This window comes from Bradyrhizobium sp. 17, from assembly GCF_023073515.1.
GTDB lineage: Bacteria > Pseudomonadota > Alphaproteobacteria > Rhizobiales > Xanthobacteraceae > Bradyrhizobium > Bradyrhizobium canariense_D.
The window spans coordinates 98,343-106,237 of record NZ_JADPJQ010000036.1; the positions used below are offsets into that span (position 1 = coordinate 98,343).

General features: G+C 61.4%; 7 protein-coding genes, 1 tRNA gene and 1 pseudogene. 6 read left to right on the forward strand and 3 right to left on the reverse strand.

Annotated elements, in window-relative coordinates; all coding sequences use genetic code 11:
- Window positions 1-101 precede the first annotated feature (101 nt).
- From IVB13_RS07080 to IVB13_RS07090, 3 genes and pseudogenes are all read left to right on the forward strand, one after another.
- Window positions 102-451, forward strand: a pseudogene (locus IVB13_RS07080) (hypothetical protein).
- Window positions 452-672: 221 nt separating this feature from the next.
- A complete protein-coding gene (locus IVB13_RS07085; RefSeq protein ID WP_007598654.1) occupies window positions 673-951 on the forward strand; it encodes a PepSY domain-containing protein in 279 nt (92 codons plus the stop codon).
- Between the two features lie 47 nt (window positions 952-998).
- Window positions 999-1,592 (forward strand): cytochrome b/b6 domain-containing protein, encoded by a 594-nt coding sequence (locus tag IVB13_RS07090; protein WP_018459674.1) that lies wholly within the window; start codon window positions 999-1,001, stop codon window positions 1,590-1,592.
- A gap of 231 nt (window positions 1,593-1,823) precedes the next feature.
- Here the strand turns inward: IVB13_RS07090 and IVB13_RS07095 are convergent, their stop codons facing one another.
- Window positions 1,824-1,991: a hypothetical protein gene (locus tag IVB13_RS07095; protein ID WP_231191005.1), complete on the reverse strand. Its 168-nt coding sequence runs from the start codon at window positions 1,989-1,991 to the stop codon at window positions 1,824-1,826.
- A gap of 30 nt (window positions 1,992-2,021) precedes the next feature.
- On the opposite strand from IVB13_RS07095, the gene IVB13_RS07100 reads away from it, so the two are divergent.
- The gene (locus IVB13_RS07100) at window positions 2,022-4,385 is read left to right on the forward strand and encodes an EAL domain-containing protein (RefSeq protein WP_247338189.1); all 2,364 of its coding nucleotides are present in this window, start codon (window positions 2,022-2,024) and stop codon (window positions 4,383-4,385) included.
- Between the two features lie 12 nt (window positions 4,386-4,397).
- Here IVB13_RS07100 and IVB13_RS07105 read toward each other — a convergent pair whose 3' ends face one another.
- Window positions 4,398-5,075: an LON peptidase substrate-binding domain-containing protein gene (locus IVB13_RS07105; RefSeq protein ID WP_018459676.1), complete on the reverse strand. Its 678-nt coding sequence runs from the start codon at window positions 5,073-5,075 to the stop codon at window positions 4,398-4,400.
- 31 nt (window positions 5,076-5,106) lie between these two features.
- Window positions 5,107-6,030, reverse strand: coding sequence for a thioredoxin (gene trxA, locus IVB13_RS07110; protein ID WP_007598659.1), 924 nt, complete (start codon window positions 6,028-6,030; stop codon window positions 5,107-5,109).
- A gap of 276 nt (window positions 6,031-6,306) precedes the next feature.
- Here trxA and IVB13_RS07115 point away from each other — a divergent pair.
- Both IVB13_RS07115 and IVB13_RS07120 read left to right on the forward strand, forming a co-directional pair.
- Window positions 6,307-6,381 (forward strand) — tRNA-Gly (locus IVB13_RS07115).
- Between the two features lie 710 nt (window positions 6,382-7,091).
- On the forward strand, window positions 7,092-7,751 hold the full coding sequence (locus IVB13_RS07120) for an N-6 DNA methylase (RefSeq protein WP_247488082.1): 660 nt from the start codon (window positions 7,092-7,094) through the stop codon (window positions 7,749-7,751).
- Window positions 7,752-7,895 lie beyond the last annotated feature (144 nt).

The window sequence follows — 7,895 nt, forward strand, 5'->3', positions numbered from 1 at the left end:
GTTCCGGATGCAAACATACACTAGTGTATTGACAGCCGGCAGGCCAGCGCCTATCCCACCATACATAACTGTATGGACCATATTTGCAGGGAGCTTTGACGATGCGTGATCTCTTGCTCCAGTGCGCCGGGGTCTTGACCATTGCCGTGGCCCTCATTCATGGCATTCTCGGCGAGACCAAGGTCTTTGCCCGCGCCCGCATCGAGCCGGAGCGGCTCCGCACCTGATCCGCCTGGTCTGGCAGGCCTCGACCGTCGCCTGGATCGGCGGCGGTGTGCTCCTGATCGCGGCGCCCTGGATGCAATCGGAGCCAGCGCGTCACTGGATCGTCGTCACCATGGCCGGTGTGTTCGGCTTCTCCGCTCTCGCCAACGCATGGGCCACAAGCGGCCGGCATTTTGGATGGATGGCGCTCACCGCCGTCGTCGTCATGGCGGTTGCTGGCTACTGAGCTTGCGCGTCGGGATCAGCCTGCTGTCAAACCGTGAGACGTAAGGCCGCAGTGTCGTCTCAAATGCGCGCTGCATACGGAGAGCGCTGAACTTTTTCGGATCGTTAGAATAACTCTAAAGCGAACTGGCCGCGAACCGCATTGACTTCATCATGTGCTTTGCTTCCTTCGGTCCCGCTTCGCCTGCCGGCGCAGCGCCCACGACAGAAGAGGAGACGTTCGTGAAGGTTATTCGTGTTGTTGCCGTTGCATTGACGATCGGGATTGGCATGGGATCGGCAGCCTTGGCCGATGGTTTCAAGGACTGCACCAAGCTCGACAAGGCGTCGTGGAAGCCGGCGAGCGACGCCGAAGCCAAGGCCAAGGCGCTCGGCTACGAGGTGCGGCGCTCCAAGATCGAAGGCTCGTGCTACGAGGTCTACGGCGTCAAGGAAGGCAAGCTTTACGAGCTGTTCTACAGCCCAGAAGATCTCAGCCTGAAGCACACGATTGCGAAGTAGACCGCGCGAAGTGTCTGCGCAATGCTACGCCTGAGGGTGGTCCTCGCTTGATCGAAGAAACGGTGCCGCACGCTCGCGGGGGGTCCGACCGGACCCCCGCGGATCGAACCGCCGCGCGGACAGTCGCGGTCTGGGACCTCCCGCTGCGGCTCTGGCACTGGGCGCTCGCGGCTTGCGTTCTGGCCGCGTGGTTCACGCCGACCGTCTATGACCGACTTCACCGCATCGTCGGTTATGCCGTACTCGGCCTTCTTGCGTTCCGTCTGGTCTGGGGTTTTTGGGGAAGCCGCTATTCGCGCTTTCGCATGGTCGGCGTCAGGCTTCGGGCCGCGCCGGGTTATCTCTGGAATCTGCGCCGCGGCATCACCGGCCGCTATATCGGTCTCAATCCAGCCGGCACGTTGATGCTGGTGGCGCTGCTGGTCTCGCTGGCGGTCTCGACGATCACGGGCGCGATGTCGGTGACCGTGACCTTTTTCGGTGTCTGGTGGGTCGAGGACACTCACCATTATTCATCCGACGCGGTCATCGTCCTGATCGTGCTGCACGTCTTGGGCGTGCTGATGATGGGGCGTCTTCAGCGCGAGAATCTGATCAGCGCGATGATCACTGGACGTAAGCGCATCCGTCATCACCTCTAGAGCACTATTGGTTCTGATTGTGTCAGAACCGAAGCTTCGGTTCGGCGCGTCTCCTCCCCCGCCAATCGGTGTCGCCTTCCTCCGCTCCAGGCCTCGCTGCCGGTTCCAGAGTGCTCTCGGTTGGCTCTACGACCGGTGGCGCGCATTGTCCTGCGCGGGCGCCCGCCAGATTTCAAATTGCACTGACCACGTTAAGCAACCAATAAGCATGCAATCAGGCGTTGCACAAAATTAACGCGAAGGCGGATTAGCACGGACACTATCGGCAATATCCACGATGGAGCGGCTGGGATGTTTCGGGTTTTCGCTTGCCTTGCCGTCGAGCACGATTGGCGGCTTGTCCTGCTCGCCGGTCTGGTCTGCTTGCTCGCGAGTAGCGTCGCGGTCAGTATCTTTCATCGTGCGATCGTGGCGCCCGCAAGAACGCGGTTGATCTGGATCGGGATTGCCGGCGCTGCCATCGGATATGGGATCTGGGCAACGCATTTCGTCGCGATGCTCGCCTACGAACCCGGCGTTACGACCGGTTACGGCATCGTACTGACGGCGCTTTCGCTTGCTACGGCAATGCTGTTGACGTCGGGCGGCTTCGGCATTGCGGCCGGCTATTCCGGCCGGTGGCGCGCCGCGGCAGGCGGTGTCGTCATTGGCGGCGGCATCGCCAGCATGCACTATCTCGGAATGTGGGCACTTGAAGTGCCGGGCCGCGTCACCTGGTCGCTGGATCTGGTGTTTGCCTCGGTCATTCTGGGCATGTGCCTCGGCTGTGCCGCCCTCGTTGTTGCAGTCAGGTACAAGAACTCCTGGGGCGCACTGTTGGCGGCAGTCCTGCTGACCCTTGCTATCGTCTCGCATCACTTCACGGCGATGGGTGCCGTGCAGATCGTTCCAGATCCGACGCGTTCAACCGACAGTCTGTCGCTTTCGCCGACTTTCCTCGCTCTCGCCATCGCCGGCGTGGCACTATCTGTACTTGGGATGAGCCTGATCGGCGTACTCGCCGACCGCCGCCTGGCAAGTAGAACCAGCAAATTCGAGGAGATCATCAGCCAGCTTTCGATCGCCCGGCAGCAGCTCGAAGGCTCGCAGAGAGAGTTGCAGGATCAGACGCTCAGGCTGGACACCGCGATCAACCACATGGTTGAGGGCCTTTGCATGTTTGACGCCAAGAAGCGGCTTGTCGTCTGCAACGAGCGCTACGCCCGACTCTATCGGCTGCCGCCGGAACTGCTGCGGACGGGGACGTCGCACACCGACATCATCAGGCATCGCATCGTGAACGGAATCCTCAAGGGCGATCTCAGCGAGGGGGCTGCCGAGCAATTCATCTCGAAGCTGGCCGCGCTGCCGTTCGATGCGGTCTCAAGCAGGATCGACGAGTTTGCCGACGGTCGGTTGATCTGCGTGACGCGGCAGCCAATGGCCGGTGGCGGATGGGTTGCCACACATCTCGATGTGACCGAGCAGCGCCGGTCTGAGGCCAAAATCACTCATATGGCGCAACATGACGCGTTGACCGATCTGCCCAACCGCGTGCTGCTCAGGGAGCGGATGGAGCATGCCATCGCAGTTACTCGCAACGGTGGCGTCGACTTGGCCGTGCTCATGCTCGACCTCGACCGCTTCAAGGAAGTCAACGACACGCTTGGACATCCGGCGGGGGATTCCCTGCTCCGCGCCGTCGCCGCGCGCCTGCGCGAATGCACCACCGAAACCGCGTTGATCGCTCGACTGGGCGGCGACGAGTTCGCAGTGATCGATTACGTCACCAATCCAGCCGTGGAGGCTGCCGGCCTGGCCGAGAGCATCGGAAGGGCGCTTTGCGAGCCCTTCGATCTCGGCGATCACCGGGTCACGGTCGGCACCAGCATCGGAATCGCCATCGCGCCGCGCGATGGCAGCGATTCCGACGTGATCATGAAGAGCGCGGATCTCGCCCTCTACTCCGCCAAAAGTGGCGGACGTGGCGCATACCGCTTCTTCGAGCCGGAACTCGACGAGCTCATGCACGCGCGACGCAACCTGGAGCACGATATGCGGGATGCCCTTGCCGATCGTCAGTTCGAGCTCCACTATCAGCCGTTCGTCAGCGCCGCTACCGGCGAGACCCGCGGCTTCGAGGCCCTGCTCCGCTGGCATCACCCACAGCGAGGACTGGTCACGCCGAGCGAATTCATCCCGCTTGCGGAGGAGACAGGCCTTATCGTGCCGCTGGGAGAATGGGTCTTGCGGACCGCCTGTGCGGAAGCCGCCAATTGGCCTGCGCATGTCAGGATCGCTATCAACCTATCTCCCGCTCAATTCAGGAGCAAGGAACTCGTTGCTGTCATTGTCGGCGCGCTGGCGAGTTCGGGAGTGGCGCCACACAGGCTCGAGCTCGAGGTCACCGAGACGGTGATCATGCACGATAGCGAGGCTGCTTTCGCGGTGCTCGGACAATTGCGCGAGCTTGGCGTGCGAGTTGCCCTGGACGATTTCGGCACCGGCTATTCGTCTCTGAGCTTTCTGCAGAGATTCCCGTTCGACAAAATCAAGATCGACCGCAGTTTCGTCAGCGAACTATCCAGCCCGAGCGCAGAGGCGCACCATCTTGCGCGGGCAGTGGTTCGTTTTGCTGTCAGCCTCGGCAAGATAACGACCGCCGAAGGCGTCGAAACGAAAGAGCAGCTGGACATCCTCCGTGAGGAAGGCTGCGTCGAAACACAAGGCTACTATTTCAGCCGGCCGATGCCTGCATCCAGCATCACCAGCATGCTGCGGCGAGGTGCCGAAGCGGCCTACCACGCTGCATGAGCATTCCTACCCTCACTGCAGCGGCGGATCGCCGCTGGTGCGCTTCTTCGCGAGGTCCATCTCGGTCACCGCGATCAAAATTTCGGCGCGGGTCTTCAGGTCGGGCGCTTCCAGCATCGCCTGCTTCTCGGCCACGCCATAGGGCGACATCATCGCCAGCGCGTTGACGAGTGCTTCGTTGGGAGCGGTCTCGACGCCCTCCCAGTCAACCTTGAGGTTGTTGGCCTTCAGAAAGTCCGCCAGCACCGTCAGCAGTGCTTCGCGATCGACCTCCTCCTCGCCCATGCGCGGCGTGAAGTCGTCGACGAAGGCAAAGAAATCCACCTTGCACTGCCGGTAGGCGGTGAGAACCTCAAGCTCCTCGACGACCTTGAAGCGCGAGACACCGGTGAGCTCGAGGATGTAGCGGCCGTCGCCGGATTCCGCGAGCTGGGTGATGCGGCCGACACAGCCGACACGGAACAGCGCCGGCTTGTCGGAATTCTTGGGCGAATGCGCGATGTCGGGCTGGATCATGCCGATCAAGCGATGGCCGTCGCGAAAGGCATCGTCGATCATCGCGAGGTAGCGCGGCTCGAAGATGTTGAGCGGCATCTGCCCGCGCGGCAGCAGCAGCGCGCCCGGCAGCGGAAACACCGGAAGGATCTCCGGAAGGTCGGCCGGCCCGCGATATTCGATGTTGATCGGCATCTGCCGGGTCCCCTGGCCTTGCCAGCGCGCGTCAGGAAAACAGGATGATCGACAAGCGCTTGCGTCCCTCGACGGTTGCATCGTCCGTGCCGCCCCAGGCCTCGAAGAACTGTACCAGCTGCTTGCGGGCGCCGTCGTCGTTCCATTTGCGGTCGCGCTTGACGATCGCGAGCAGCTGCTCGGTGGCCGCTGCCCGGTTGCCTTGCGCGTTGAGCGCGATCGCGAGGTCGAATCGGGCCTGATGATCGAGCGGGTTTGCGGCGACTTTCTGTTCCAGCTCGGCGACGGGCCCGAGCTGTTCCGCCTGCTCGGCCAGATCGATCGCGGTCTGCACGGCTTTCACAGCCGGGTCGTTGCGCTTGGATTCCGGGACCATGGCGAGCGTCTGCTTGGCCTGCTCCATCGCGCCGGAGACGGCGTAGCATTTCGCGAGCCCGGCGAGGGCCGCAATGTTGGTCGATTCGAGCTGCAACACCTCCGCGTAGATCTGGGCGGCCGCGGCGGCATCGCCCTCTGCGAGCACGGCCTCGGCTTCCTGGAGGATCTCCGCGATATTCGGCTCACCCGGCGCGGTCACGCCCTTGGTCAGCTTCTCGATGAAGGCGTTGAGCTGGCTCTCCGGGACCGCACCCATGAAGCCGTCGGCCGGCTGGCCGTTGACGAAGGCGATCACCGCCGGAATCGACTGGATGCCCATCTGGCCCGGGATCGCCGGGTGCTGGTCGATGTTCATCTTGACCAGCTTGACCTTGCCCTTGGCGGCCTTGACCGCTTTTTCCAGCAAGGGCGTGAGCTGCTTGCAGGGGCCACACCACTCCGCCCAGAAGTCGATCAGCACCGGCTGGCGCTTCGATTCCTCGATGACGTCCTTCACGAAGGTCTGGGTAGTCGTGTCCTTGATCAGATCGGCGGCAGCCGGGCCCGCTGCTCCGTTACCCTGGTCGATGATCGTCACGGGATCCCCTCGTCTGATGTCTGGAATTGGCGGGTCTTTAGCACGTCGCCAATTCATATGCTTCGCTGTTGGCCCTAAATTGGGCCGGGACGGCCGAATTTCAATCCGTGTGGGCCGATTCGCCGGTTCCGGAGCCTTTTTTGGGGCATTTGGCCGCGTTCGGGTCCATATCGGGCCTCCGATTGCGCATCTATGCCGCCGGTAGCTGTTGCATTCCCCTCCCGCTTTTGGCATACGACAGCCGTTGCCGGCGCAGTCATGCGACCGACACAGGATGCGGGTGTAGCTCAGTGGTAGAGCACGACCTTGCCAAGGTCGGGGTCGAGGGTTCGAGCCCCTTCGCCCGCTCCAGATTTTCTTGGCAACCGAATAGCTTAGATACGTCTCTTTATCCCCTGTATTCTCGTTGTTGACTTCGGGGGAGCGACCGGGGGAGCGCTAAGCTCGGTTCGTATCGCTAGTTCGAATCCCTCTTGCCCGCCAGCCAGCCAAAATATTTGGTACTTCGATGCGGAGACAGCCCGAAAAGGCCGTTTTCAGCGTTTTGCCCGCCAGAGAGACCGCGCCGCCGATCAAACTAGGCGCCCGACAGGCCCGGAGAACCGAATTTTCTCCGAATCTTTAGTACCCAGCGAATCAGTCTAGTAGGGCATTTTCCGAGGGATCCAAGCGTTCAGCGGGGCAGCGGTTTGGATCTCTCTCGCTCAACCGAGATGACAAATCCCAGAACTGGAATTCGCTAGTTCGATACCTGCCGCTCCAGCCCGGCATTCATGCGTTCGGCAAGCTTCTCCAAGAAACGCGAGAGTGGCCGGGAGAATCCGGCATTTTCCACATTAGATTTTGTCTCGCGGCTGCTGGTTCGCCGATCCTGAGATGTTAATTGCAGAACTCCTCCAGCCTTGATGACAAATATTCTCGTTTTGCGGAAACTATGATCACGACTGCCGATCGCCCGGCTGCCCCACTGAATTTCGGTTGCATGCTAGAGCAACTTCCGCGAGAAATAAGGCAAGCATTGGCCGGTTCTGCTTCGGCGGGAAGGCTCTGGGGGCACGTCTATGGAGGGGAAGGTTGAGGCTCGGCTTGAGGCTGAGCGGCCTTGGCAGGCTGATTTGTGCCAGTTCTTCACCCGCGACAAGGTGGTGGAGTTGTGCCTCCGTCACGTGGCTTTTCCTGAAAATCTCCTGACGATGAGATTGCTTGAGCCGGCAGCCGGCCAAGGTGCGTTCTTTTTGCCGTTGCTGCCTCGCTTGGTTGAGGCGGGTCGGACGCAAAAGAAGACGATGGATCTCCTGCGGCCGGTCATTCGCGCCTACGAGATTGACGGGGAGGTCGCGACGAACCTTCGCAGGCAATGCGCGACCACACTTGAAGAGCTTGATGTCCCGCGCGCGAAGGCAATGGAAATCGCGCAATGTTGGATCAGGAACGAAGACTTCCTGGAGGCGCGCCCAAGACAGCGCTTTACGCACATTGTCTCCAATCCTCCTTATATCCGGTGGGATTCGATCCCGGCGGCTCTGCGCGATGTCTACAAGACGCGGTTCAACTCGTTCAAACAGCGAGCTGATCTGTATGTAGCGTTTATCGAACATGCGCTTGGGTTGCTTGAGCCCTACGGTCAGCTCGCCTTCTTGTGCCCCGGCACTTGGACACGGAACGTCTACGGCAACGCCATTCGCGAGGCGTTCACGTCGCAAGGACAGTTGCCCGAGTGACCTGGCGAACGTTCATCCGAACCCAAGTTAAGTAGCGGTCGTGCTGGAGAGCTAGCCGACCACTTCAGTTAAGCGTAAGCGCTGTTCAGCGGCCACCTACCGGATGACGGTGTGATCTGCGAGTCTGCGGTTCGGTTTGGACCG